Origin of the sequence: Microcella sp. (genome assembly GCF_046293215.1) — a bacterium.
Taxonomy (GTDB): domain Bacteria; phylum Actinomycetota; class Actinomycetes; order Actinomycetales; family Microbacteriaceae; genus Microcella.
In genome coordinates this window covers 14,325-37,907 of sequence record NZ_JBKBPI010000009.1, presented here as the reverse complement: position 1 = coordinate 37,907, position 23,583 = coordinate 14,325, and the positions used below count along the sequence as shown (strand labels likewise).

At 68.5% G+C, this 23,583-nt stretch carries 24 protein-coding genes; 16 read left to right on the top strand and 8 right to left on the bottom strand.

Features of this window, described 5'->3' with window-relative positions; translation table 11 throughout:
* Nucleotides 1-13: 13 nt before the first annotated feature.
* The gene (locus tag ACK4SC_RS09080) at nucleotides 14-2,044 is read right to left on the bottom strand and encodes a M3 family metallopeptidase (protein WP_409617242.1); all 2,031 of its coding nucleotides are present in this window, start codon (nucleotides 2,042-2,044) and stop codon (nucleotides 14-16) included.
* Nucleotides 2,045-2,193: 149 nt separating this feature from the next.
* Between ACK4SC_RS09080 and ACK4SC_RS09075 the strand changes: the two genes are divergently transcribed.
* The gene (locus ACK4SC_RS09075) at nucleotides 2,194-2,805 is read left to right on the top strand and encodes an ArsR/SmtB family transcription factor (protein WP_409617240.1); all 612 of its coding nucleotides are present in this window, start codon (nucleotides 2,194-2,196) and stop codon (nucleotides 2,803-2,805) included.
* Complete coding sequence (locus ACK4SC_RS09070; RefSeq protein WP_409617238.1) at nucleotides 2,802-3,011, top strand: hypothetical protein; 210 nt, start codon at nucleotides 2,802-2,804, stop codon at nucleotides 3,009-3,011. Before ACK4SC_RS09075 ends, ACK4SC_RS09070 begins: the two co-directional genes overlap by 4 nt.
* 139 nt (nucleotides 3,012-3,150) lie before the next feature.
* Here the strand turns inward: ACK4SC_RS09070 and ACK4SC_RS09065 are convergent, their stop codons facing one another.
* The 3 genes from ACK4SC_RS09065 to valS are packed head-to-tail and all read right to left on the bottom strand — an operon-like array spanning nucleotide 3,151 to nucleotide 6,489.
* Nucleotides 3,151-3,399, bottom strand: a complete 249-nt coding sequence (locus tag ACK4SC_RS09065) for a hypothetical protein (RefSeq protein WP_409617236.1) — start codon at nucleotides 3,397-3,399, stop codon at nucleotides 3,151-3,153.
* 3 nt (nucleotides 3,400-3,402) lie between these two features.
* Nucleotides 3,403-3,846 carry an N-acetyltransferase family protein gene (locus ACK4SC_RS09060; RefSeq protein WP_409617234.1) on the bottom strand — a complete coding sequence of 148 codons (444 nt, stop codon included), beginning with the start codon at nucleotides 3,844-3,846 and terminating at the stop codon, nucleotides 3,403-3,405.
* Nucleotides 3,847-3,900: 54 nt separating this feature from the next.
* Entirely contained in the window at nucleotides 3,901-6,489 is a 2,589-nt protein-coding gene (valS, locus tag ACK4SC_RS09055) for a valine--tRNA ligase (RefSeq protein WP_409617232.1), read from the bottom strand.
* 106 nt (nucleotides 6,490-6,595) lie between these two features.
* On the opposite strand from valS, the gene ACK4SC_RS09050 reads away from it, so the two are divergent.
* Nucleotides 6,596-7,318 (top strand): flavodoxin family protein, encoded by a 723-nt coding sequence (locus ACK4SC_RS09050; protein WP_409617230.1) that lies wholly within the window; start codon nucleotides 6,596-6,598, stop codon nucleotides 7,316-7,318.
* Nucleotides 7,319-7,327: 9 nt separating this feature from the next.
* On the opposite strand, the gene ACK4SC_RS09045 is transcribed toward ACK4SC_RS09050, so the two are convergent.
* Nucleotides 7,328-8,725 (bottom strand): MFS transporter, encoded by a 1,398-nt coding sequence (locus ACK4SC_RS09045; RefSeq protein ID WP_409617229.1) that lies wholly within the window; start codon nucleotides 8,723-8,725, stop codon nucleotides 7,328-7,330.
* 275 nt (nucleotides 8,726-9,000) lie between these two features.
* On the opposite strand from ACK4SC_RS09045, the gene ileS reads away from it, so the two are divergent.
* The 5 genes from ileS (at nucleotide 9,001) to ftsY (ending at nucleotide 15,443) form a co-directional block, all read left to right on the top strand.
* The gene (gene ileS / locus ACK4SC_RS09040) at nucleotides 9,001-12,276 is read left to right on the top strand and encodes an isoleucine--tRNA ligase (protein ID WP_409617227.1); all 3,276 of its coding nucleotides are present in this window, start codon (nucleotides 9,001-9,003) and stop codon (nucleotides 12,274-12,276) included.
* A 45-nt stretch (nucleotides 12,277-12,321) separates the two neighbouring features.
* On the top strand, nucleotides 12,322-13,680 hold the full coding sequence (locus ACK4SC_RS09035; RefSeq protein ID WP_409617225.1) for a bifunctional folylpolyglutamate synthase/dihydrofolate synthase: 1,359 nt from the start codon (nucleotides 12,322-12,324) through the stop codon (nucleotides 13,678-13,680).
* Entirely contained in the window at nucleotides 13,677-14,084 is a 408-nt protein-coding gene (locus tag ACK4SC_RS09030; protein ID WP_409617223.1) for a DUF4233 domain-containing protein, read from the top strand. Before ACK4SC_RS09035 ends, ACK4SC_RS09030 begins: the two co-directional genes overlap by 4 nt.
* Nucleotides 14,085-14,507 (top strand): nucleoside-diphosphate kinase, encoded by a 423-nt coding sequence (ndk, locus tag ACK4SC_RS09025; RefSeq protein ID WP_409617405.1) that lies wholly within the window; start codon nucleotides 14,085-14,087, stop codon nucleotides 14,505-14,507.
* Between the two features lie 63 nt (nucleotides 14,508-14,570).
* Nucleotides 14,571-15,443, top strand: a complete 873-nt coding sequence (gene ftsY / locus ACK4SC_RS09020; RefSeq protein WP_409617221.1) for a signal recognition particle-docking protein FtsY — start codon at nucleotides 14,571-14,573, stop codon at nucleotides 15,441-15,443.
* 15 nt (nucleotides 15,444-15,458) lie between these two features.
* Here ftsY and ACK4SC_RS09015 read toward each other — a convergent pair whose 3' ends face one another.
* Nucleotides 15,459-16,019 (bottom strand): gamma carbonic anhydrase family protein, encoded by a 561-nt coding sequence (locus ACK4SC_RS09015; RefSeq protein ID WP_409617219.1) that lies wholly within the window; start codon nucleotides 16,017-16,019, stop codon nucleotides 15,459-15,461.
* A gap of 31 nt (nucleotides 16,020-16,050) precedes the next feature.
* On the opposite strand from ACK4SC_RS09015, the gene ffh reads away from it, so the two are divergent.
* From ffh to ACK4SC_RS08980, 7 genes are all read left to right on the top strand, one after another.
* Nucleotides 16,051-17,634 (top strand): signal recognition particle protein, encoded by a 1,584-nt coding sequence (gene ffh / locus ACK4SC_RS09010; RefSeq protein ID WP_409617217.1) that lies wholly within the window; start codon nucleotides 16,051-16,053, stop codon nucleotides 17,632-17,634.
* Nucleotides 17,635-17,669: 35 nt separating this feature from the next.
* Nucleotides 17,670-19,091 (top strand): amidase, encoded by a 1,422-nt coding sequence (locus tag ACK4SC_RS09005; RefSeq protein ID WP_409617215.1) that lies wholly within the window; start codon nucleotides 17,670-17,672, stop codon nucleotides 19,089-19,091.
* Nucleotides 19,092-19,217: 126 nt separating this feature from the next.
* A complete protein-coding gene (rpsP, locus tag ACK4SC_RS09000; RefSeq protein WP_409617213.1) occupies nucleotides 19,218-19,685 on the top strand; it encodes a 30S ribosomal protein S16 in 468 nt (155 codons plus the stop codon).
* Between the two features lie 5 nt (nucleotides 19,686-19,690).
* Nucleotides 19,691-19,870 (top strand): RNA-binding protein, encoded by a 180-nt coding sequence (locus tag ACK4SC_RS08995; protein WP_409617211.1) that lies wholly within the window; start codon nucleotides 19,691-19,693, stop codon nucleotides 19,868-19,870.
* Nucleotides 19,870-20,472, top strand: a complete 603-nt coding sequence (gene rimM, locus ACK4SC_RS08990; protein ID WP_409617403.1) for a ribosome maturation factor RimM — start codon at nucleotides 19,870-19,872, stop codon at nucleotides 20,470-20,472. Before ACK4SC_RS08995 ends, rimM begins: the two co-directional genes overlap by 1 nt.
* A gap of 2 nt (nucleotides 20,473-20,474) precedes the next feature.
* Nucleotides 20,475-21,158, top strand: a complete 684-nt coding sequence (trmD, locus tag ACK4SC_RS08985) for a tRNA (guanosine(37)-N1)-methyltransferase TrmD (protein ID WP_409617209.1) — start codon at nucleotides 20,475-20,477, stop codon at nucleotides 21,156-21,158.
* Nucleotides 21,155-21,595 (top strand): hypothetical protein, encoded by a 441-nt coding sequence (locus ACK4SC_RS08980; protein WP_409617207.1) that lies wholly within the window; start codon nucleotides 21,155-21,157, stop codon nucleotides 21,593-21,595. Before trmD ends, ACK4SC_RS08980 begins: the two co-directional genes overlap by 4 nt.
* On the opposite strand, the gene map is transcribed toward ACK4SC_RS08980, so the two are convergent.
* Both map and ACK4SC_RS08970 read right to left on the bottom strand, forming a co-directional pair.
* Nucleotides 21,579-22,346 (bottom strand): type I methionyl aminopeptidase, encoded by a 768-nt coding sequence (map, locus tag ACK4SC_RS08975; protein ID WP_409617205.1) that lies wholly within the window; start codon nucleotides 22,344-22,346, stop codon nucleotides 21,579-21,581. The genes ACK4SC_RS08980 and map overlap by 17 nt on opposite strands.
* A complete protein-coding gene (locus ACK4SC_RS08970) occupies nucleotides 22,343-23,002 on the bottom strand; it encodes a TetR family transcriptional regulator (protein WP_409617204.1) in 660 nt (219 codons plus the stop codon). Before ACK4SC_RS08970 ends, map begins: the two co-directional genes overlap by 4 nt.
* Nucleotides 23,003-23,226: 224 nt before the next feature.
* On the opposite strand from ACK4SC_RS08970, the gene rplS reads away from it, so the two are divergent.
* Nucleotides 23,227-23,574: a 50S ribosomal protein L19 gene (gene rplS, locus ACK4SC_RS08965; RefSeq protein ID WP_409617203.1), complete on the top strand. Its 348-nt coding sequence runs from the start codon at nucleotides 23,227-23,229 to the stop codon at nucleotides 23,572-23,574.
* The last annotated feature ends 9 nt before the right edge of the window (nucleotides 23,575-23,583 follow it).

Here is a 23,583-nt window from a genome sequence, read left to right as displayed (position 1 = left end):
ACGAAGCTGACAATTAGGCCGCAAGCCCCCGGCGTTCGAGCAGCGGCTCGATGCGGGCCTCGCGGCCGCGGAACTCGCGGTACGCCTCGAGTGGGTCGCGCTTCCCACCGATGCCCAGCACGTACTCGCGGAAGCGGTCGCCGTTCGCGCGCGTCAGGCCGCCGTTCTCTCTGAACCACTCGACCGTGTCGGCGTCGAGCACCTCGCTCCAGATGTAGCTGTAGTACCCAGCGTCGTAGCCGCCAGAGAAGGTGTGGGCAAAGTACGTTGAGCTGTAGCGGGTCGGCACGGCCGGGTTGTCGAGACCGACGCGGGCGAGCGCCTCCGCTTCGAACGCGGCGACGTCGGTGACCGCATTCGCCTCCTCCGGGCTGAGACGGTGCCACGCCTGGTCAAGTAGGGCGGCAGCCAGGTACTCGCTCGTCGCGAAACCTTCGCCCCACGTTTCGCTCGCGCGAATCTTCTCGATCGTCTCGGCCGGAATCGGTTCGCCGGTTTCGTAGTGAACGGCGTAATCGTCGACGAGACCGGGCCACAGCATCCACATCTCATTCACCTGGCTCGGGAACTCGACGAAGTCGCGGTACACGTTGGTGCCCGTGAAGTGCGGGTAGGTGACGTGCGCGAACAGACCGTGCAGGGCGTGGCCGAACTCGTGGAAGAACGTGTTCACTTCGTCGAAGGTGAGCAGTGTCGGCTCGCCCGCCGGGGGCTTCGGCACATTCAAGTTGTTGACGACCACGGTCGGGTGATCAAGCAACTCGTTCTGTCCGATGAGTTCGTTCATCCACGCACCGCCGCGCTTGGAGTCGCGCGTGTACAGATCGAGCAGGTAGAGACCCAGTTCGCTGCCGTCCTCGTTGTGCACCTCGAACACCCGCACGCCGTCGGTGTACCCGACGAGGTCGGTGCGCTCGGTGAAGGTGATGCCGAACACCTGGGTGGCGGCGGCGAACACGCCCTTCTGCAGGACGCGCTCCGCTTCGAAGTACGGACGCAGGGCGGCGGTATCGACGTCGAAATCGGCGGCGCGCACCTTCTCGCTGTAAAACGCCCAGTCGTGCGCCTCGATGGGGTGACCGGCAAGGGCCTCAAGCTTGTCTTGCTCGGCCCGCGCATTCTGTGCCGCCGCTGGGGCGAGCTTCTCGAGCATGGCGGCGATATTCTCGGGTGTCTTCGCGGTCTGGTCGGCCGCGACAAATGCGGCGTGGTTGTCGAACCCGAGCAGAAGAGCGCGCTCTGCCCGCAGACGTACGATCTCGAGCAGCACCTGGCGGTTGTCGTGGTCGCCACCCCGTCCCCCACGCGCTCGTGATGCGGCCATGATCCGTTCGCGCAGTTCGCGGTTCGTGAGTGACGCGAGGTAGGGGTGACCGGTTGGCAGCACGAGCGAGACGAGGTACTTGCCGTCCAGCCCACGGTCGGCGGCGGCCTGCGCGCAGGCGGCGATCTCGCCCGAGGTCAGTCCGTCGAGCTCGGCCACGTCGTCGACGACGACGGCGAGGTCGTTCGTGTCAGCCAGGAGATTCTTCTCGAACTTCGTGGTGAGCGTCGACAGGCGGCCATTCAGTTCGCCAAGGCGCCCCTTGGCGGTGTCGTCGAGCCCCGCGCCGGCGAGCGACATCTCGGTGTGGCGCCGCTCGATCAGATACCGCTGCTCGTCCGTGAGGTCGAGCTCGTCCAGCCGTGAATGCAACGCGTCGATGCGGGCGAACAGTGCGGCATCGAGTGTGATCGCATCCTGGTGCGCCGACAGCAGGGGAGCGTACTGCTCCTCCAGCGCGTTCGTCGCGTCAGACGAGTTGGCGCTCGACTGGTTGTAGAACACTCGCAGCACGCGCATGAGCAGCTGGCCACTGCGCTCGAGCGGTTCCATGGTGTTGGCAAATGTCGGCTCATCGTCTTGCGCGGTGATCGCGGCGATCTCGGCGCGCTGCTCGGCCATGCCGGCGTCGATCGCCTCGGCGTAGTGCTCGTCGCGGATCTCGGCGAAGGGAGGCAGTTGGTAGGGCAGGGTGCTCGGCGCGAAAAACGGATTCGTCATCCCGCCACTGTAGGCCGCCAAGCGTGAGCGCGGTGCGGCCATACACCCCCTCGCTCCCGGTCCCACATTCAACAGCAAAGAAGCCGTTGCAAAAAAACTATTGCAAAGAACTACTTGCAAAGAGAACTTTGCATGGCTATGCTCATCACATGACCTCCACCGACGATCTCGACGGCCGCATTGCCGACCTGGATGGCCTGAAGGCGCTGGCACATCCGCTGCGCGTGCAGATCATCGAGGCGCTGTCGACCTACGGTGCTCACACCGCGAGCACCCTGGGCGAGCGGCTCGGAGAGTCGAGCGGGGCCACCAGCTACCACCTGCGCCAGCTCGAGAAGCACGGCTACGTGCGAGAGGTCGAGGGGCGCGGCACCGCCCGCGAGCGCTGGTGGGAGCGCACTCCCGGGCCCATCACGATGGGCGGGCCCGAACTCGACCAGAGTGAGGCGGGCAAGCAAGCGAGTCGCGTCATCATGCGCGAGTGGCTGCACCACCGCGAGGCGGGGGTGCGCGACATCGTCGAACGCGGCATGGCCGAACTCACCGAGCGGTGGCAACACTCCACCATGCTGCACTCCGCCAGTGTCCACGTGACCGCCGAGCAGCTTGGCGAACTGAACACGCAGATTTTCGATCTGGTCAGTCAGTTTGCGGCCGAGCATCGCGGCCAACGGGTCGTCGGTTCCCGACCCGTCCAGATTCAGTACTTCGCATTCCCCGTGCTCGATGGGCACGAGATCACCGAGGAGGACGCGTCATGACGACCATGAGCATCCCCGTAGTTCCCCGCGTCGCCAGCCGGCGACCGGTCGTTCGTCGGCTGGCGCTCGCTGCCGGCGTTGCCCTGATCGCCTGGGCCAAGATGCCCAGCGAGCGCGCAACTCACGAACAGCAGGCGCTCAGGCTGCGGGCAGAGACTGACCGCAGACGGGCTACTGAAGGGTTCCGGTTCGGGATCGCGCAGTAGCCCGCCCGAACGTCACACCTCGCACCCCGCATCACGCGGCGCAGCAACCGGTGGCACACAACGGATGTTCCGAGCATCCGCCACCGGCCGGGAGATACGCCCCGGGCCTCCCGCCGCGTGAGGCGGGGTGCGAGTCTGTCTAGCGGTCGAGCTCGTCGGCGTCGTCCTCGTTCGAGACGTGAACCTGCCCGCTCGGGCTCACCCGGATCGTTGTGCCGTCGTCCAATTGCACGACCGGCCGACCCTCGAGCCAGGTCAGGGTCCACCGCCACTGGGTCGTGTCGAGCCCGAGCAGTTCGCCCTCGACGCGGTGAACCTCCGCGACCACATCGGGGGTCAGTTGCGCCGGGGGAGGATCGCCGACGGCCCATCGAGTACCCAATTGCACGGCTCAGATCTCCTTCTCGTAGGTGACCCAGGTGGTGCGTGTCGCCACCCGGTCGTACACGCGCTGGGCGCGCTCGTTGTCGGCCGCCGTGATCCAGCGCAGGGTTCCTCCGCCGTGACGGGCCGCGTGCTCGCTGATCGCCGCGATCAGGGCCGTTCCGATTCCTTGGCCCCGCGCATCCGGATCGGTGAATAGGTCGTCAAGGTACCAGCCGGGCCCCGCGGTGAACGTGTCGGGTTGCTCGCGCACGTGGGCGAATCCGACGATCGTGCCCGCATCGTCGACGGCCACAAAACAGAGCAGCGGATGCTCGGGGTCGCGAATCCACGCCCACACGCCGTCGAGAACGCTCGCCGGGAAGTCGGTTTCGTAAAAGACGCCGTACGCGGTGAACAGTTCGCGCCAGCGCGCGTGATCACCGTCGTCGATCGGCCGCACCTGCACCATCGCACCAGTGTGGCAAAGGTGCGCGTCCCGCCGCCAGCAGATGTCAGGCGGCGGTCAGCTCGTCGGCAGCTCGCCCAGCTCGATCGACACGACCGCGATCTCGTCGGCCTCCGTCAGCTCCAGCTCTGCGATGCGCCCCACGGCCTTCAGGTCGTCCGCGGCGAACGACAGCAGCGCGGGGGCGGCGAGCACGGCCCGGGTCACGGGTGTCTTCTGCGAGGCCTTCGCGTCGGTCTTCGCCCGGCGCACGCCGATCAGGGCCTGCGACACGAGCGCGAGCAGCCCGCCGTGCTGTGCCTCGACACCGATCTCGTCGACGGTCGGCCATGCGGCGGTGTGCACGCTGCCGTCGTGCGTCCAGCTCCAGACCTCCTCGGTCGCAAACGGCAGCACCGGCGCGAGCAGGCGCAGCATGACGTCGATCGCGAGGCGCAGGGCCGCGACGGCGCTCGCCTGCCCGGCCTCGCCCTGCGAGCCGTATGCACGCTCCTTAACGAGCTCGAGGTAGTCGTCGCAGAACGTCCAGAAGAACTGCTCGGTGACCTCGAGCGCCCGCGCGTGGTCATAGCCGTCGTACGCGGAGGTCGCCGTCTCGACGACCTCCGAGAGGGTGGCGAGCATGTCGATGTCGAGCGGCTCGGTGACAGCGTGGCTGCCAGCCTCGGCCGCCTCCGGCGCGGGGAACGAATAGACGAACTTCGCGGCGTTCAGCACCTTGATCGCGAGGCGCCGGCCGATCTTCATCTGCTTCGGGTTCTGCGGGTCGAAGGCCGCGTCGGTGCCGAGGCGCGAGCTGGCTGCCCAGTAGCGCACCGCGTCGGAGCCGTGGGACTCGAGCATCGCGGCGGGGGTGACCACGTTGCCCTTCGACTTCGACATCTTCTTGCGGTCGGGGTCGACGATGAAGCCCGAGATGCCCGCGTTCGTCCACGGCACCGTGCCGTGTTCGAGCTCGGCGCGCAGCACGGTCGAAAACAGCCAGGTGCGAATGATGTCTTGGCCCTGGCTGCGCAGGTCGTAGGGGAACACCAGGTCGAACAGCGCCGGGTCGTCCTCCCACTTGCCGGCAATCTGCGGCGTGAGGCTCGAGGTCGCCCAGGTGTCCATGATGTCGACCTCGCCGACGAAGCCGTTCGGCTCCCCGCGCTGGGCCTCGTCGAAGCCCGGTGCGGGCATCGACGACGGGTCGACCGGCAGCTGGTCTTCGCTCGGCACAATCGGGTCGCCCGTGATCTCACCCTGCTCGTCCAGGCGGTACCAGACGGGGATCGGCACGCCGAAGAAGCGCTGGCGCGAGATCAGCCAGTCGCCCGACAGCCCGCCGACCCAGTTCTCGTAGCGCACACGCATGAAGTCGGGGTGGAAGGCCACCTGCGTGCCGCGCTCGATGAGGCGGGCGTTCAGGGCCTCGTCGCGGGCGCCATTCGTGATGTACCACTGGCGGGTGGTGACGATCTCGAGCGGCTTGTCGCCCTTCTCGAAGAACTTCACGGGGTGCGTAATCGCTCGCGGCTCACCATGCAGGTCACCCGATTCGGCGAGCAACTCGACCATGCGCGCCTTCGCGCTGAACACGGTCTTGCCGGCGATCTCGGCGTATACCTCAGCCGCGGCGCCGTCGATGCCGGGGGGCGGGTCGGCGAGAATGCGGCCGTCTTTGCCGAGAATCGGGCGGGTCGCGAGGTCGAGCTCGCGCCACCAGATGACGTCGGTCACGTCGCCGAAGGTGCAGACCATGGCGATGCCCGAGCCCTTGTCTTGCTGCGCGAGCCGGTGCGCGACGACCGGCACCTCGACGCCGAACAGCGGGGTGCGGACGGTCGTGCCGAAGTAGGGCTGGTAGCGCTCGTCATCGGGATGCGCGACGAGCGCCACGCACGCCGCGATCAGCTCCGGCCGGGTCGTCTCGATCTCGATCGTGCCGCCGTCGGGCGTGTGGAACGAGACGCGGTGGTAGGCGCCGGGCATCTCTTTGTCTTCGAGCTCGGCCTGGGCAACCGCCGTGCGGAAGGTCACGTCCCACAGCGTGGGCGCGTCGGCCTGGTACGCCTCGCCGCGCGAGAGATTGCGCAGGAAGGCGCGCTGGGCGGCGCGCTGCGCCTCGTCGCCGATCGTGCGGTAGGTGAGCGACCAGTCGACGCTGAGGCCGAGGGCTCGCCAGAGGTCTTCGAACTGCTTCTCGTCTTCGACGGTGAGCTTCTCGCACAGCTCGATGAAGTTGCGCCGGCTGACCGGCACTTGGTCGGCGGCCTTCGACGACTTGTTGTCGCCGCCCTCAAACGGCGGCGTGAAGTCGGGGTCGTAGGGCAGCGACGGGTCGCAGCGCACGCCGTAGTAGTTCTGCACGCGACGCTCGGTGGGCAGGCCATTGTCGTCCCAGCCCATCGGGTAGAACAGGTGCTTGCCGCGCATGCGCTGGTAGCGGGCGGCGAGGTCCATGTGGGTGTAGCTGAACACGTGGCCGATGTGCAGCGAGCCCGAGGCGGTCGGCGGGGGAGTGTCGACGGCGTAGACGCACGACTTGCCAGCGGCCTCGGCGGCGGCGCGATCAAAGCGGTACGTGCCCTGGCGCTCCCACACCTCACCCCACTTCGCTTCGAGTCCCTCGAGGGCGGGCTTGTCGGGCAGGCTGGCGGTACTCATGGGGGCTCGCTTCGCTATGGGCGGCACCGTGTCAGAGGGTAAAGGTGCCTGAGTGTGAGGTGTGCATCCATCCTACCGGCGCGAGGCTGTGCCTACCGTGACCCGCATGTCTGTCAGCCCCGAGCCCCCCGCCCGCTACGACGATCTGACCGCGATCTACCTGAACTGCACCCTCACCCCGAGTCCCGGAACGAGCAACACGAAGGGCCTCATGGACCGCAGCGCATCGATCATGCGCGCGGCCGGCGTCGACGTCGACATGGTGCGCCTCGTCGATCACGACATCGCCCCCGGCGTGCAGCCGGACATGCGCGAGGACGGGTTCCCGATGGACGCCTGGCCCGAGCTGTGGCCCAGGATCGCCGCTGCCGACATCCTCGTCGTCGGAACGCCCATCTGGCTCGGCGATTCGCCCTCGGTGCTGCGCCGGCTCATCGAGCGCCTCGATGCCATGAGCAGTGAGACGAACGACAAGGGCCAATACGTCTACTACGGCAAGGCCGCCGCGACGATCGTCACCGGCAACGAGGACGGGCTGAAGCACGTGGCCATGTCGACGCTCTTCGCGCTACAGCACATCGGATGCACGATTCCGCCCGGCGCGGACGCCGGCTGGGTGGGCGAGGCCGGCCCCGGCCCGAGCTACCTCGACGACGGCTCGGGGGGACCCGAGAACGACTTCACGAACCAGAACACGACGTTCCTCACGTGGAATCTCCTCCACCTGGCGCGACTGCTGAAGGACGCTGGCGGCTATCCGGCCTACGGCAATGTCGGCGAGCGGTGGGAGGCCGGGGAGCGCTTCGGCTACCCCGACCTCCGCACCTAGTCGCCAGAGCTACTCGGCTGTCGCTGCCGCGGGGATGCGCGTGGCGGCCGGATCGTCCTCATCGCGGTCCACGCGCATCCGGATCGCGATGAGGGCGCTGACGAGCGTGATGACGCTCATGGCGGCGAGCACGACGCCGGGGTGCCACCAGGCGTTGCCCGACAGCTCGCCGATCGTCAGCGTCAGCGCGGGCACGAAGCCGGACACGACGGCAGCCAGCGAGTAGGCGAAGCCGAGCGCCGAGTAGCGGTAGCGCTCGTCAAACAGCTCGGTGAAAATGCCGCCGAGGGCCGCCCAGCTCATGGTGGGCAGGATGCCGCCGATCACCATCATCGCCACGAGAACGGGGAAGCTCGCGAACTGCAGGAAGAAGTAGACCGGGAAGGCGACGAGCAGGGTGCCGAGCGCGCCCCACGCCACAACCTGGCCCGAGCCGATGCGGGTCGCCCACGCGCCGAAGAGCGGAATGGTGACGAGCTGCAGCAGGCCACCAATGGTCGTGGCGATCAAGAGTTCGTAGTACTCGAATTCGAGCACCGTCACGCCGTAGTTGATCGTGTACGTGTTCATGAGCGAGTACGAACCGATGCCGAGCAGGGCGACGCCAACGGCGACGAGGATGGTCACCGGCTGGCGCTTCAGCAGCTCGGCGAGCGGCACGCGCACGCGCTTGTTGGTCGTCGCCACGGCCTGGAAGACGGGGGTCTCGGTCACGGTGACGCGCAGGTACAGCGAGACGAGCAGCAGCGGAATCGCGGTGAGGAACGGCAGGCGCCACGCCCACTCGGTGATCTGCTCGTTCGTGAGCGCGAGAGTCAGCCAGATGAAGGCGCCGGCCGACAGAATCGAGCCGATCGGCGAGCCGAGCTGCGGCATCGCGGCGGCGAAGGCGCGCTTCGCGCGGCTCTCGTGCTCGGTCGCGATGAGCACAGCGCCGCCCCACTCGCCGCCGAGTGAGATGCCTTGCAGCAGGCGCAGCACGATGAGAATCGCGGCGCCGAACCAGCCGGCCTGCTCGTAGGTGGGCAGCACGCCGATCAGGCCCGTCGCGACACCCATGAGCGTCACGGTGACGATCAGGGTCGTCCGGCGACCCAGGCGGTCGCCGATGTGGCCGAAGATGATCGCTCCGACGGGTCGAATCACGAAGGCGAGCGCGATCGAGAGAAACGCTGCGAGGGTGCTCCCAAACCCGCCGAGCGGGTCGAAGAAGAGCGGGCCGACGAAGAAGGCCGCGAAGTAGGCGTAGATGTAGAAGTCGTAGGACTCGAGCGAGGTTCCGACGAGCGACGCCCAGCGCGCGCGGCGCGCGGTGCGGGGGTCGGAGGGTGCTGCGAGCTCGCGGGGGGCCGCGGTGCTCGCCGAGGGGGACGTGGTGGGCGCTTTGCCACGTTCGTTGTCAGTCACGAGTAGTCGAGCGTACGCGGTGCCGCGCCTATTCCCGCATCCCGCTAGAATCGGCGCATCGACTGCGATCCGGCCATCACCGGGGAGTCCTCGGAAGAACGCGGCCCAGGCCGCCAGTAGAACCGAGCGGGTCAGGCCCGTCACAGCCGGTGAGTGAGAGGCGCGCGTCCCCGACGGCGGGGGTGCGAGCAAGCGGGGTGGTACCGCGGCGGGCCCTTTTTCGGCCGGTCGTCCTCGCGGTACGTGAGCTGACGCATCCACTGACCGGAGACACCATGGGCTACCCGCTGCATCGCGACACCGACGGCATCGTCGCCTCCCCGCGCTTTCCCGAGCTCGAGCGCGAGGTGCTCGACTACTGGGCAACGACCGACACGTTCCGCCGCTCCGTGGCGAACCGCGAGGGCTGCGACGAGTGGGTGTTCTATGACGGCCCGCCGTTCGCCAACGGCCTGCCGCACTACGGCCACCTGCTGACCGGCTACGCGAAAGACCTCTTCCCGCGCTTCCAGACCATGCGCGGCAAGCAGGTGCACCGCCGCTTCGGCTGGGACACCCACGGCTTGCCCGCCGAGCTCGAGGCGATGAAGCAGCTCGGCATCACCGAGAAGGCAGAGATCGAGGCCATGGGCATCGAGGCCTTCAACGCGAAGGCCCGCGAGAGCGTGCTCGTCTACACCAAAGAGTGGGAAGACTACGTCACCCGCCAGGCCCGCTGGGTCGACTTCGAGAACGACTACAAGACGCTCGACATCTCGTTCATGGAGAGCGTGCTGTGGGCCTTCAAGACCCTCTTCGACAAGGGTCTCGCCTACGAGGGCTACCGCGTGCTGCCCTACTGCTGGCGCGACGAAACGCCGCTGTCGAACCACGAGCTGCGCATGGATGACGACGTGTACCAGATGCGTCAAGACCAGTCGGTGACGGTCACCTTCCCGCTCGTCGGCGCGAAGGCCGAGGCGCTCGGGCTGACCGGCGTGAAGGCGCTTGCCTGGACGACGACCCCCTGGACGCTGCCGACGAACGCGGCGCTCGCCGTCGGACCCGAAATCACGTACGCGATCGTGCCGGCGGGCCCGAACGGCGCGGCGGATGCACGGGGCGCGGCAAGCGCGCACGACGCGGTCGAGGGCGAGTCGCTGTACCTCCTCGCCGCGGACACGCTCCCGGCCTACGCCAAAGACCTCGGCTACGAGTCGGCCGCCGACGCGCAGACCGCGGTCACCCGCACGGTGGTCGGAGCCGAACTCGACGGCGTGCACTACGACCGCCTGTTCGACTATTACGCCGACGTCGAGACGTTCGGCATGCACAACGCCTGGCAGATCCTGGTGGCTGAGTACGTCGCCACCGGCGAGGGCACCGGCATCGTGCACCAGGCGCCCGCGTACGGCGAAGATGACCAGAACGTGTGTGCCGCAGCGGGCATCCCGGTCATCATCTCGGTCGACGACGGCGGCAAGTTCCTCGACCAGGTGAGCGATGTCGCCGGCCTTCAGGTGTTCGAGGCGAACAAGACGCTCACCGGCCTCATCCGTGAGGCGGGGCGCCTGCTGCAGGTGCGCAGCTACGAGCACAGCTACCCGCACTGCTGGCGCTGCCGCAACCCGCTCATCTACAAGGCCGTGTCGAGCTGGTTCGTGCGCGTTACCGAGATCCGCGACCGCATGCTCGAGTTGAACGAGCAGATCACCTGGGTTCCCGACAACGTCAAGCACGGCCAGTTCGGCAAGTGGCTCGAGGGCGCCCGCGACTGGTCGATCAGCCGCAACCGATACTGGGGCAGCCCCATCCCGGTGTGGAAGAGCGACGACCCGAACCACCCGCGCATCGACGTGTACGGCTCCCTCGCGGAGCTCGAGGCCGACTTCGGCGAGCTTCCCCGCAACGCCGACGGCGAGGTCGACCTGCACCGCCCGTTCATCGACTCGCTCACCCGACCGAACCCCGACGACCCGACCGGCCGATCGACGATGCGCCGCATCGAGGACGTCTTCGACGTCTGGTTTGACTCGGGCTCGATGCCGTTCGCGCAGGTGCACTACCCGTTCGAGAACGCCGACTGGTTCGACAGCCACAATCCGTCCGACTTCATCGTCGAGTACATCGGGCAGACCCGTGGCTGGTTCTACACGATGCACATCCTCGCCACCGCGCTGTTCGATCGCCCGGCATACAAGAAGGTCATCAGCCACGGCATCGTGCTCGGCAACGACGGGCAGAAGATGTCGAAGAGCCTGCGCAACTATCCCGACGTCGGTGAGGTGTTCGATCGTGACGGCGCGGATGCGATGCGCTGGTTCCTCATGTCGAGCTCGGTCATCCGCGGCGGCAACCTTGTCGTCACCGAGGAGGGCATCCGCGCGGGCGTGCGTGAGTTCCTGCTGCCGCTGTGGAGCACGTACTACTTCTACGGGCTCTACGCGAACGCCGCAGGTCTCACCGATGCGCAGCGCCGCACCGACTCCGACAACGTGCTCGACCGTTACCTGCTCGCGAAGACCCGCGGCCTCGTCGAGACGGTCACCGCAGAGCTTGAGAACCTCGACTCGCCGATGGCGGCGGCCGCCGTGCGCGACTTCGCCGACGTGCTGACGAATTGGTACGTGCGCCGCTCACGCGAGCGCTTCTGGTCGGGGGATGACCGTGCCGCGTTCGACACGCTGCACACGGTTCTCGAGACGCTCGCCCGCGTCGCCGCCCCGCTTGCCCCGCTCGTGAGCGAGGAGGTCTGGCGTGGCCTCACCGGCGGCGAGAGCGTGCACCTCACCGACTGGCCAGAGGCCGACGAGTTCCCCGCCGACGACGCGCTCGTCGCGGCCATGGACCGGGTGCGCCAGCTGGCGAGCTCGGGCCTTGCCCTGCGCAAGGCCCGCGGCCTCCGTGTGCGTCTGCCTCTCGCGCGCCTCACCGTGGTTGCGCCCGAGGTGACCGCACTCGAGCCGTTCGCCGACATCGTGCGCGACGAGCTGAACGTCAAGCAGGTCGACCTCGTCGAGTTCGACGACTCGCTCGTCGAGGCTCACGGCATCACCCGCCGCCTCGCGGTCAACGCCCGCGCCGCCGGCCCCCGCATCGGCAAGCAGGTGCAGCAGGTGATCCAGGCCGCGAAGGCCGGCGACTGGAGCGTCGACGGCGAGACCGTCGTCGTGGGCGGCGTGCCGCTCGTCGAGGGCGAGTACACGCTCGAGCTCGACCTCGCCGACGAGAACGCCGCTGTCGCGTTCCTGCCCGGCGGCGGCTTCGCCCTGCTCGACACGACGCTCACCCCCGAGCTCGAGGCCGAGGGGCTCGCGCGGGATGCCGTGCGCGCCATCCAGCAGGCACGCAAGGACGCCGGCCTGGAGGTCAGCGACCGCATCCACCTGACCGTGACGGCAGACACCGCTGAGACCCGGGCGGCGATCGATGCGCACCGCGACCTCGTCGCCGGCGAAACCCTCGCCGTGGCGCTCGAGACGTCGGTCGCCGAACTCGGGTCCGCCGACGACGCGGTGCCGGTCGGCGCGGGGCGCATCCGCGTCGCCGTCACGCGCGCCGCCGACGCCTGAGCATCCGACCCGCGTGAGCACCGGACAGCCTGAAAGGATGGATGCATGAGCGACGACCAGCACGACGCCGACCGCGCCGACGCCGATCGGGTGTATGCCGAGCTGCTCGACCGCATCGGTGAGCACGCTCCGCAGCCGAGGCTCGAGCCGACCCGCCGCGCCGTCGAACTGCTGGGCGACCCGCAGCGCAGCTACGGCATCATCCACGTCACCGGCACGAACGGCAAGACGTCGACCAGTCGCATTGCCGAGAGCATCCTGCGCGCCCACGGTCTGCGCACGGGGCTCATGACGAGCCCGCACCTCGTGCGCGTCAACGAGCGCATCGTCATCGACGGCGAGCCGATCAGCGACCGGGCGCTCGCCGACAACTGGGACGACATTCAGCCCTACCTGCTGATGGTCGACGCCGAGTTGACCGCCAACGGCGAGCAGCCACTCACCTACTTCGAGGCACTCACGGTGCTCGCCTTCGCCTGCTTCGCTGACGCGCCCGTCGACGTTGCCGTCGTCGAGGTCGGCATGGGCGGCGAGTGGGATTCGACCAACGTCGCCGATGGCGACGTCGCCGTGCTCACCCCGATCGCGCTCGACCACACGAACCGCCTCGGCCGCACGGTCGCCGAGATCGCCCGCACGAAGGCGGGCATCATCAAGCCGGCAGCGCAGGTCGTCACCGCCCTGCAGACGACCGAGGCGATGGACGAAATCACCCGCGCTGCCGAGCTCGACGAGGCGACGGTCATCGTCGAAGGGGTCGACTTTCAGGTCACGGATGCTCGGCTCGCCGTCGGTGGTCAGGCCCTGACCGTGCGCGGTCGCGCCGGCACGTACGACGAGCTGCTCCTTCCCCTGTTCGGGCCGCACCAGGCGCAGAACGCCGCGGTCGCGATCGCCGCCGTCGAGTCGTTCCTCGGTGCCGGGACGCAGCCGCTCAGCCCCGAGGTACTTGCCGAGGGCCTCGCCCAGGTGACGAGCCCTGGCCGCCTGCAGGTGGTCGCCACCGAGCCGACCGTGATCGTCGACGCGGCCCACAATCCGCACGGCGCTGAGGCGCTCGCCCGGGCCCTGATGGGATCGTTCGCCTTCACCGCGGTCACCGCCGTCGTCGGCGTCCTCGATGACAAAGACGCGCACGGCATCATTGCCGCCCTTGATCCGGTGGTCGAGCGCTTCGTCGTGTCGCAGTCCGACGCTGAACGGGCGATTCCCGCCGACGAGCTTGCCGAGCTTGTCGTGCAGATCGCCGGGCCCGATCGCGTGCAGCTCGCCCCGCGACTCGACGAGGCGATCGCCATCGCCCGCGATAGCTGCGAGCCGACCGGCGCAGTGCTGGTGACCGGATCGGTGACGCTGGTCGGTCAGGCGTTCTCCATCCTTTCCGGCGACAATGGAGCACTGTGACCGAGACCGCAGACGCCGCCCCCCGTCGCCCGAAGCGCGAGAAAACGGCGACCGAGTCGCTGATGACGGCGACGATGGGCATGGAGATCGTCGTCGTGCTGTTCGGCGCGATTGCTCTGTTCGGTATTCGGGTGACCGACCCGCCCGCGCTCGCCTTCCTCGGCGGCGTCGTGCTGATCGTGCTGCTCGCGATCGGTATTCGTCTGGCGCGCTACTCGTGGGGCTACTGGTATAGCGGAGCGCTGCAGGTGCTGCTGCTTGCGACGGGATTTGTCGAGCCGCTCGCCGCGGTCACGGCAGCGATCTTCGTCGGCTACTGGATCTATAGCCTCGTGCGCGGCCGTCAGCTCGACGAGGCGAAGCGTCGCCATCTTGCCGAACACCCCACCGATCAGGAGAACTAAATCGTGACCAGCATCGAAGAGACCCTCGTCCTCATCAAGCCCGACGGCGTCGCCCGCAACCTGACCGGCGAAATCCTTCGCCGCATCGAGGCAAAGGGCTACCAGCTCGTCGATCTGCGCATGGTGCAGGCCGACCGTGACCTGCTCGCACAGCACTACGCCGAGCACGAGGGCAAGCCGTTCTACGAGCCGCTCATCGAGTTCATGGAGTCCGGCCCGGTTGTTGCCGCCCGCGTGGCCGGCAACCGCGTGATCGAGGGGTTCCGCTCGCTCGCCGGCACGACCGACTCGACGACGGCCGCGCCGGGCACGATCCGCGGCGACCTCGGCCGCGACTGGGGCCTGAAGGTGCAGCAGAACCTTGTTCACGGCTCCGACTCGCCCGAGACGGCAGCCCGCGAGCTCGCCCTCTGGTTCGGGTAGTCGGCGCCGTCGGTCCGGGGCCGCACACCGATCGCCCGGCGTCGCGCCACTAGCCTGGGTCGCATGGCCGAACGCAGCTGGAGCCTCGGGGGAGCACTCCGCGGGCTGTTCTCAACCCCGACCGTCGACGACGAAATGTGGGACGACCTGGAGGCCGCCCTCATCGGCGCAGATTTCGGGCCCGACCTCACCGACGAGATCCTCGAGCACCTGCGTGCTGAGGTTGACCGGCTGCGCATCACCGATCCGGCAGACGTCAAGCGACTGCTGCGCGAGACGATTGAAGAGCGCCTTGCCGCCCACGACCCCACCCTGCGCCTCAGCGACCGCCCCGCGGTGGTGCTCGTCGTCGGCGTCAACGGCGTGGGCAAGACGACCACGATCGGCAAGTTCGCCAAGTTCCTGACCGGCTATCAGCGCAGCGTTGTCGTCGGTGCCGCTGACACCTTCCGCGCGGCCGCCGTCGACCAGCTCGCCACGTGGGCCGAGCGCGCGGGCGCCGCCGTTGTGCGGCCTCAGCAGCAGGGTCAAGATCCTGCGAGCGTCGCCTACCAGACCGTCGAGCGCGCCATCGCCGACGGCACCGACATCGCCATCATCGACACCGCCGGGCGACTGCAGACGAAGGCGGGGCTGATGGATGAGCTCGCCAAGGTGCGCCGCGTGGTCGAGAAGCTCGCTCCGATCGCCGAGGTGCTGCTCGTTCTGGATGGCACGACCGGACAAAACGGTGTCGCCCAGGCTCAGGCCTTCATCGAACACGCCGGCGTCACCGGGCTCGTGATCACAAAGCTCGACGGCAGCGCGAAGGGTGGTTTCGTCTTGCGCGTGCAGCAGCAGACGGGCATTCCCATCAAGCTGATCGGCCAGGGCGAGGGAATCGCTGATCTGACGGGCTTCACGCCCCACGTCTTCGCCCAGAGTCTCGTTCCCTAGAGGCCGCCGCGAGCCCTAGTCGTCGCGTTCCGCCGCCGCGCGGTGCTCCGCCGCGAGCAGCTGATACGTCTCGGCGTTGCGCCGAATGTGGGCGACCTCCTCGTCGGTCAGTTCTCGGCGCACCTTCGCCGGAACTCCCGCGACCAATGAGCGCGGCGGCACGCGCGTACCCTCCAACACGACGGCGCCCGCCGCCACCAGTGACTCGCGGCCGATGACCGCCCCGTTGAGCAGGGTCGCGCTCATACCAATGAGGCAGTCGTCCTCAATCGTGCAGCCGTGCAGCATCGCGTTGTGCCCGACGCTGACCCCCGCGCCCACGAGTGTGGGGTGGCCGGGGTCGCCGTGCACGGTCACGTTGTCTTGCAGGTTGGAGCGCGCCCCGAGGCGAATACGATCGCGGTCGGCGCGCAGCACGGCGCCGTACATGATCACGGCACGATCGTCGACGACAACATCGCCGACGAGGGTCGCGGTCTCGGCGACGAAGGCGCTCTCGGCGACCACGGGAGACTTACCAAACACGGTGCGGCGCACGTGACCCTCCAGGTTCAGCGGGATGCTCGGCCCAGTCAATCAGACCGCCCCACCTAGAATGGGGCGCATCATGGCAACTTTCGGCACGCTTTCCGACCGGCTCACTCAGACCTTCAGCGCGCTGCGCACCAAGGGCAAGCTGAGCCCCGCCGACGTGGACGGCACCGTGCGCGAGATCCGCCGCGCGCTGCTCGACGCCGACGTCGCCCTGCCCGTGGTGAAAGAGTTCACGGGCCGCGTGCGCGAACGCGCTCTCGGCGACGAGGTGAACCGGGCGCTGAACCCCGCCCAGCAGGTGGTGAAGATCGTCAACGACGAGCTCGTCACCATTCTCGGCGGTGAGCAGCGCCGCCTGCAGTTCGCCAAGTCGGGGCCGACCGTCATCATGCTCGCCGGCCTCCAGGGCGCCGGTAAGACGACGTTGGCGGGCAAGCTTGCCAAGTGGCTGAAGAGCGACGGCCACACGCCGCTGCTCGTGGCCGCCGACCTGCAGCGCCCGAACGCCGTGCAACAGCTGCAGGTTGTCGGCGAGCAGGCGGGCGCGACCGTCTACGCGCCAGAGCCGGGCAACGGCGTGGGCGACCCCGTTCGGGTCGCGAAAGACGCGATGAAGGTCGCCGCCGACAAGCAACACGACATCGTCATCGTTGACACAGCCGGTCGCCTCGGTGTCGATGCCGAACTCATGAAGCAGGCCGCGAGCATCCGCAAGGCCATCGACCCCGACGAGGTCCTCTTCGTCATCGACGCGATGATCGGTCAAGACGCCGTGGCGACGGCCCAGGCGTTTCAAGAGGGCGTCGACTTCACCGGCGTCGTGCTCTCGAAGCTCGACGGCGACGCACGCGGTGGTGCGGCGCTCAGCGTCGCCAGCATCACCGGGCGCCCGATCATGTTCGCGTCGACGGGCGAGGGTCTCGACGACTTCGAGCCGTTCCACCCCGACCGCATGGCGAGCCGCATCCTCGACCTCGGCGACATCCTGACCCTCATCGAGCAGGCGCAGAAGGCCTTCGACGAGGAGCAGGCCCGCAAGACGGCCGAGAAGTTCGCGACCGACAGCTTCACGCTCGAGGACTTCCTCGAGCAGATGCAGCAGTTGAAGAACATGGGCTCGATCAAGGGCATGCTCGGCATGCTGCCGGGGGCCCGCGGCATGAAAGAGCAGCTCGACAACTTCGACGAGTCCGAGCTCACCCGCACCGAGGCGATCATCCGCTCGATGACGCCCGCCGAGCGCCGCATGCCGAAGCTGCTGAACGGCTCGCGACGCCTGCGCATCGCCAAGGGGTCCGGCACGACCGTCACCGAGGTGAACCAGCTCGTGCAGCGTTTCGAGCAGGCCGCCAAGATGATGAAGACCGTCGCCAAGGGCGGCATGCCCCAGATTCCGGGCATGGGCCCGCTCGGCATGGGCGGAGGCCCCGGCGCCCGCAGCGCCCGCAAGGCCGCGAAGAAGAAGGGTAAGTCGGGCTCGCGCTCAGGCAACCCCGCGAAGCGAGCGGCCGAAGAGGCCGCGAAGGCGCAGGGCGGGTCTGCGAGCGGCGCCGCGACCGGCTCGGGCTTCGGCCTCGCCGGCGGAGGGGCGGGCGCGGGTAGCCAGGCCCCCAGCCCCGAGGAGCTCGAGGCGTTGCAGAAGTTCCTCGGGCGCTAGAGCGTCGCGCCCCGCGACTGACCAGGCACAGCGACGTGACTGACGCCCACACGGCACCCCCGACCGCCTCGGCGATTGCCGCTGCCGTGCGCGACGGTCGCAGCACCGCGGTCGCCGAGGTGACGGCGGCGCTCGCTCGCATTGCCGCTGGTGACGCGACCGTCGGCGCGTTCCAGCTCGTTCGCACCGAGAGGGCGCTCGCCGAGGCAGCGGTCGTGGATGCTCGGGTCGCCGCGGGCGAGCAGCTTCCGCTCGCGGGCGTCCCCGTCGCGATCAAGGACAACATCCCCGTCGCGGGCGAGCCCATGCGCGAGGGCAGCGCCGCCACGCGTGACGAGCCGCAGGCGGCCGACCACCCCGTGGTCGAGCGGCTGCGGTCGGCGGGGGCAGTTGTCGTGGGCCTCACGCGGGTTCCTGAGCTGTGCGTGTTCGGCACGACAGACTCGGTCTACGGCACGACCCGCAACCCCTGGAATCTCGCGCGAACGTCGGGCGGGTCCTCCGGCGGTTCAGCGGCCGCGGTTGCCGCCGGGCTGGTGCCCGTCGCGCACGCGGCCGACGGCATGGGATCGATTCGCATCCCCGCCGCCAACTGCGGCGTGGTGGGACTCAAGCCGGGCCCGGGCCTCGTGCCCGCCGAGATGGGCGCGCACAGCTGGTTCGGCATGAGCGAGAACGGCCCGGTGGCGACGACGGTGGCCGATGCCGCCCTCGTGTTGTCGGTCATGGCGGGGCGACCCGAGCTCGCCACGCCCGCCCCGCCGTCCCGCCCGCTTCGCGTCGGCCTCGCCCTGGAAACTCCCACCGCGCTGGCGCGACTCGACGCGCAGTTCGGCGACGCGGCGAACCTCGCGGCGCGCACGCTGAGAGAGGCGGGCCACGAGGTCGTCGACCTCGCCCTGCCGTATCCGGCGAACCCGCTGCCGGCGCTCGCACGCTGGTTCGCGGGGGCGGGCTCCGACGCCGCACACGAGGGGCTGCGCCTTCGCGACCTCGAACCGCGCGTGCGCGCGCACATTCGGGCCGGTCGGGTGCTGGCGCGGCTCGGCGGGCTGCGCCGAGCACCCGTTGAGGCGCTGCGCCATCGCATGCTCGCCGCGACGCACGACGTTGACATCCTGCTGACCCCCGCGCTCGCTCAGCCTGGCCCGGAGGCCGAGGGCTGGCATCGCCGCGGCTGGATCGCCAACATGCGCGCCAACATCGCCTACGCGCCGTATGCCGCCCCGTGGAATCTGCTCGGCTGGCCCGCCGCTGTCGTTCCTGTCGGCTGGCACGACGGGGCGGCCGTTCCCATCGGCGTGCAGCTGGTTGCGCACCCCGCAGCCGACGGGGCGGGCGAGGCCCTCGTGCTCGCCGTCGCCGCCGAACTCGAGAAACGAACCCCGTGGATGCGCGTGGCCGGTACCCCCGGCACCGCCCCCGTCCGCGAGCGGGCCGAAAATCTGCCAGAATAGGCGGTCGAGTGTTCGCGCGCCCGACCCTCTATCAGGCGCGCAGAGCATCCCTATAGAGCTTTCGCGCCGAGTGTGCCCCACACAATTGGCGGCGAGCCACCCATCATCAACACTTTCCGGAGAAACGTGGCTGTCAAGATTCGCCTCAAGCGCATGGGCAAGATCCGTGCACCGTACTACCGCATCGTCGTCGCCGACTCGCGCACCAAGCGCGACGGCCGCGTCATCGAAGAGATCGGCAAGTACCACCCGACCGAAGAGCCCTCGTTCATCGAGGTGCAGTCCGAGCGGGCCCAGTACTGGCTGAGCGTCGGCGCGCAGCCGACCCCGCAGGTCCTCGCTATCCTCAAGCTCACGGGCGACTGGGGCACCTTCAAGGGCGAGAAGGGTGCCAAGAGCACCGTCAAGACCGCCGAGCCGAAGCCCGAGTTCGTCATCGACGAGAAGAAGAAGCCGGTTCTGAAGCCCAAGGCCGAGAAGAAGGCCGAGGAGGCTCCGGCAGCTGAGGAGGCCCCGGCCGCCGACGAGGCCCCCGAGGCCACGGAGGCCCCCGCCGAGGAGGCCGCCGCCGACGCCGAGGCTGACAAGGCCTAATCGTCGTGCTTGCTGACACGCTGGAGCATCTCGTCAAGGGGATCGTCGATCACCCCGACGACGTCGTCGTCGCGTCGCAGAACTCCGGCCGCGGCGGTCGCACCGCCAAGGCTCTGCGCCAGGTCATCTCGTCGCTCGCCGACGGACGGCGCGTTCGCGTCGACGTCGTCGACACCGACGCCTGATCGTGGCGCCGGCTAAAGCCGACCCACCCGGTTCGCCGTCCACGAGGCTTCGGGTCGGCAGACTGACCAAAGCCCACGGGCTCAAGGGCGCCTTGAAGCTCGAACTGTTCACCGACGACCCCGAGCGGCGCTTCACCCCGGGGGCGACCTTCTCGTTGCAGGTGCCGACCACGTCGCCCTGGCACGGGCAGAACCTCACGCTCACCGAACTGCGCTGGTACAACGGTCAGCCGGTCGGCTTCTTCGACGGCGTCACCGACCGCTCGGCCGCCGAGTCTCTGGCAAAGGCGATCCTCTGGATCGAGCAGCCCACCGACGAGCAGCCGGAAGACGACGCGTGGTACGACTTCCAGCTGGTCGGCCTGCGCGTGCTTCGCGACGGCGAGGCCGTCGGCGAGGTCGTCCGGGTCGAGCATCTTCCCGCTCAAGACCTCCTCGTCGTGCGCACGAGTGAGCGCGACGTGTTGGTGCCCTTCGTCTCGGCGATCGTACCGAGCGTCGATATCGAGGCGGGAACCCTCGTCGTCACGCCCCCAGACGGGCTGTTTGACGATCTCGACGACGCCGCTGATTCCGCAGCGACCCCACCCAGCGAGCGGTAGCCGTGCGGGTCGACGTCGTCACGATTTTCCCCGACTTCTTCGGCGTGCTCGACGTGTCGCTGCTGGGTAAGGCGCGCGCCGCCGGGCTCATCGAGTTCGGCGTGCATGACCTGCGTACCCACACCCACGATCGGCACCGCACCGTTGACGACACCCCGTACGGCGGCGGCGCCGGCATGGTCATGAGACCGGAAGCGTGGGGAGAGGCGCTGGATGCCCTCATCACCGACCAAACGACCCTGATCGTTCCGAGCCCCGCCGGGCACCGCTTCACGCAGGCTGCAGCGCGCGAGCTTGCCCACAAGCCCCACCTGGTCTTTGCGTGCGGGCGGTACGAGGGCATCGACCAGCGCGTGATCGACCACTACTCTGAGCGCATTGAGGTGCGCGAGCTGAGCCTCGGCGACTACGTGCTGAACGGAGGGGAGGTCGCAGCGATGGCGATGATCGAAGCTGTCGGCCGCCTCGTTCCCGGGGTCGTCGGAAACCCCCAGAGTCTCGATGAGGAGAGCCACGAAGACGGCCTGCTCGAGTACCCCAGCTACACCAAGCCGGCGACGTGGCGCGGCCATGACGTGCCGCCCATCCTGCTGAGCGGCAACCACGCGGCGATCGCCGCCTGGCGACGCGAGCAGCAGAAAGAGCGCACGGCGCGCATCCGCCCCGACCTGTTGGGGGAGACGTGACCAGCGGTGAGCGCATGTGGCTGTGGGCGCAGCCGTTGCTCGCTGTCCTGGCAGCGGTCGCCGGCATCGCCGCATGGGTCGTGCAGGCGCTCGGGGCGTTCGCGTTTCTCCCCTCGGTGCAGGCGGTTGTCACCGGCACCTTCGTGTTGCCGGGTCTTGCCGTCTCGCTCGGCATTAACCACCTGATCGTGATGGCCAGGCGCCCGGCGGTGCTCACGAGCGGTGAGAAGATTTTGCTCGGGGTTCAGGTGCTGATTGTCGTGGTGACGGTGCTCACGTCGCTCGACCCGGCAGCGCTTATTGCCGGTTTCCTGCTCTGGCCTCTGCTCATCGCCGCGGCTGTGACGGCCTGCGTGACGATGGCCGGCACCACGCTGCGCATGCGCCGAGGTGAGTACGCGCCCGTGATCGAGGCGGGAGTCAGCTCCGCGCCGTGAGCACCACCGGGCCGTCGGCCGTGATGGCGACGGTGTGCTCGGCGTGGGCGGCACGCGTGCCCGTGCGGCTGCGCAGTGTCCAGCCGTCGGCGTCGGTGTAGATCTCGTCGGTGTCGGGGATGAACCAGGGTTCGATGGCGATGACGAGCCCGGGCTTCAGCTTGAGCCCCCGGCCGCGGCGCCCATCGTTCGGCACGTGTGGCTCACCGTGCATGGTGCGGCCCACACCGTGCCCACCGAAGTCGAGGTTGACGGGGTAGCCGGCCTCGTAGGCCACGTCGCCGATCGCGCCGGAGATGTCGCCCATGCGCCGACCGGCCCGCGCCTGGTCGATGCCCGCGGCGAGCGCCCGTTCGACCGTGTCGATGAGTTCCTGGTCGCCCGCGCGCGGCTCACCCACGATCACGCTGACGGCCGAGTCGCACACCCAGCCGTCGACGGATGCGGCGAAGTCCAACGACAACAGGTCACCGTCGCGCAAGACGTAGTCGTGGGGGAGTCCGTGCAGGGCCGCGTCGTTGACGGAGGTGCAGATGACCTTCCCGAAGGGCGATCCGCCAAACGAGGGGTGGTAGTCGATGTAACAGCTTTCCGCACCCTCTGCCCGGATCATGTCGTGGGCCAGAGCGTTCAGCTCGAGCAGGTTGACGCCGACATCGGCGGCGCGAGAGGTGGCCTCGATGACGCTCGCGACGAAGCGCCCGGCGGGCCGCATCTGCTCGATCTCGTCGGGGGTGCGCAGTTCGATCATGCGGGCGCCGTGAGGGGGATGTTCGTGCGCAGGTAGTCGCCGCACAGCTGGCGCGTCGTCTCGATGAACCGTTCGTCGCCCGCCGGGTCGAGCTGGAAGGCGCGCGCGAGCAGACCCGCCGCGATCTCGACGGCCACCTCCATGTGGAAGATGAGGTCGGCATCCGGGGTGAGGGAGTAGGTGTCGCCGACCTGTTCGGCAAATTTGCGCGCCAGAATCTGGTTGTTGCTGAGCTCAGGGTTCATGAACCGCTGGTCGATGACATCGCCGAAGCGCAGGGCTCGGAATCCGGGCTCGTTGCGGGTCATGTCGACGAAGGTGTTCAGGGTGGAGTCGAACGACGACCACGGCACCGGTCCTGACGCGTTGACACCCTGCTCGACGCGATCGAGGAAGCGCTCCATATTGCGAACGGCGAGAGCGCGCAGCAGGGACTGGATGTTCGGGAAGTAGCGGTACACGACGCCCACGGACGACCCGGAGCGTTTCGCCACGGCACTCGTCGTGACGCCGTCGATGCCGTCTTCGTCAATGAGGTGGGCGGCAGCGTCGAGCAGCAACTCGATGCGCTCTGCTGAGCGCTGCTGGACCGGTTCCGTGCGCATCACGACCCGATCGGTCGCGAGTGCCGGAGCGTCAAGGATGTCGTGGGCCACGCGTGGTCCTCCCCCCGGAGGTTCGGTGATGCGGAACAACAAGCCCGACCAGTGTGGCAGGGCCTGCTCGCCATTTGGCTGGAATCGGCTCAGTATGGCATCATTTCCCCTTGTGCTCCGGCTGAGTCCTGCCATGGGGGGACCAGCATTTTTCGGACCAGGCACACCCCATCGAATCCCGTAAACCCGCGTCCGACCTGTGGCGGCGCAGAGAGCGAATCACCATGCACATCCTCGACCACGTCGACGCAGCATCGCTGCGCACCGACATCCCCGACTTCCGTCCCGGTGACACCGTCAAGGTTCACGTCAACATCGTCGAGGGCAACCGCTCGCGTATTCAGGTGTTCCAGGGTGTCGTCATCGGCCGCTCGAACGAGGGCATCCGCGAGACCTTCACCGTTCGCAAGGTGAGCTTCCAGGTCGGTGTCGAGCGCACGTTCCCCGTGCACTCGCCGGTCATCGACCACATCGAGGTCGTCACCCGCGGCGACGTGCGTCGCGCGAAGCTGTACTACCTCCGCGGCCTGCGTGGCAAGAAGGCCAAGATCAAAGAGAAGCGCGAGAGCTGAGCCGAGCGC

Bases quoted from the DNA above. Each gene is read 5' to 3' on its own strand.
- ACK4SC_RS09035 (WP_409617225.1), top strand. From the start codon at position 12,322: ATGAGCGACGACCAGCACGACGCCGACCGCGCCGACGCCGATCGGGTG.
- valS (WP_409617232.1), bottom strand. From the start codon at position 6,489: ATGAGTACCGCCAGCCTGCCCGACAAGCCCGCCCTCGAGGGACTCGAA.
- map (WP_409617205.1), bottom strand. From the start codon at position 22,346: ATGATCGAACTGCGCACCCCCGACGAGATCGAGCAGATGCGGCCCGCC.
- ftsY (WP_409617221.1), top strand. From the start codon at position 14,571: ATGGCCGAACGCAGCTGGAGCCTCGGGGGAGCACTCCGCGGGCTGTTC.
- ACK4SC_RS09070 (WP_409617238.1), top strand. From the start codon at position 2,802: ATGACGACCATGAGCATCCCCGTAGTTCCCCGCGTCGCCAGCCGGCGA.
- rplS (WP_409617203.1), top strand. From the start codon at position 23,227: ATGCACATCCTCGACCACGTCGACGCAGCATCGCTGCGCACCGACATC.
- ACK4SC_RS09050 (WP_409617230.1), top strand. From the start codon at position 6,596: ATGTCTGTCAGCCCCGAGCCCCCCGCCCGCTACGACGATCTGACCGCG.
- ileS (WP_409617227.1), top strand. From the start codon at position 9,001: ATGGGCTACCCGCTGCATCGCGACACCGACGGCATCGTCGCCTCCCCG.
- ACK4SC_RS09075 (WP_409617240.1), top strand. From the start codon at position 2,194: ATGACCTCCACCGACGATCTCGACGGCCGCATTGCCGACCTGGATGGC.
- ACK4SC_RS09080 (WP_409617242.1), bottom strand. From the start codon at position 2,044: ATGACGAATCCGTTTTTCGCGCCGAGCACCCTGCCCTACCAACTGCCT.
- ACK4SC_RS09060 (WP_409617234.1), bottom strand. From the start codon at position 3,846: ATGGTGCAGGTGCGGCCGATCGACGACGGTGATCACGCGCGCTGGCGC.
- ffh (WP_409617217.1), top strand. From the start codon at position 16,051: ATGGCAACTTTCGGCACGCTTTCCGACCGGCTCACTCAGACCTTCAGC.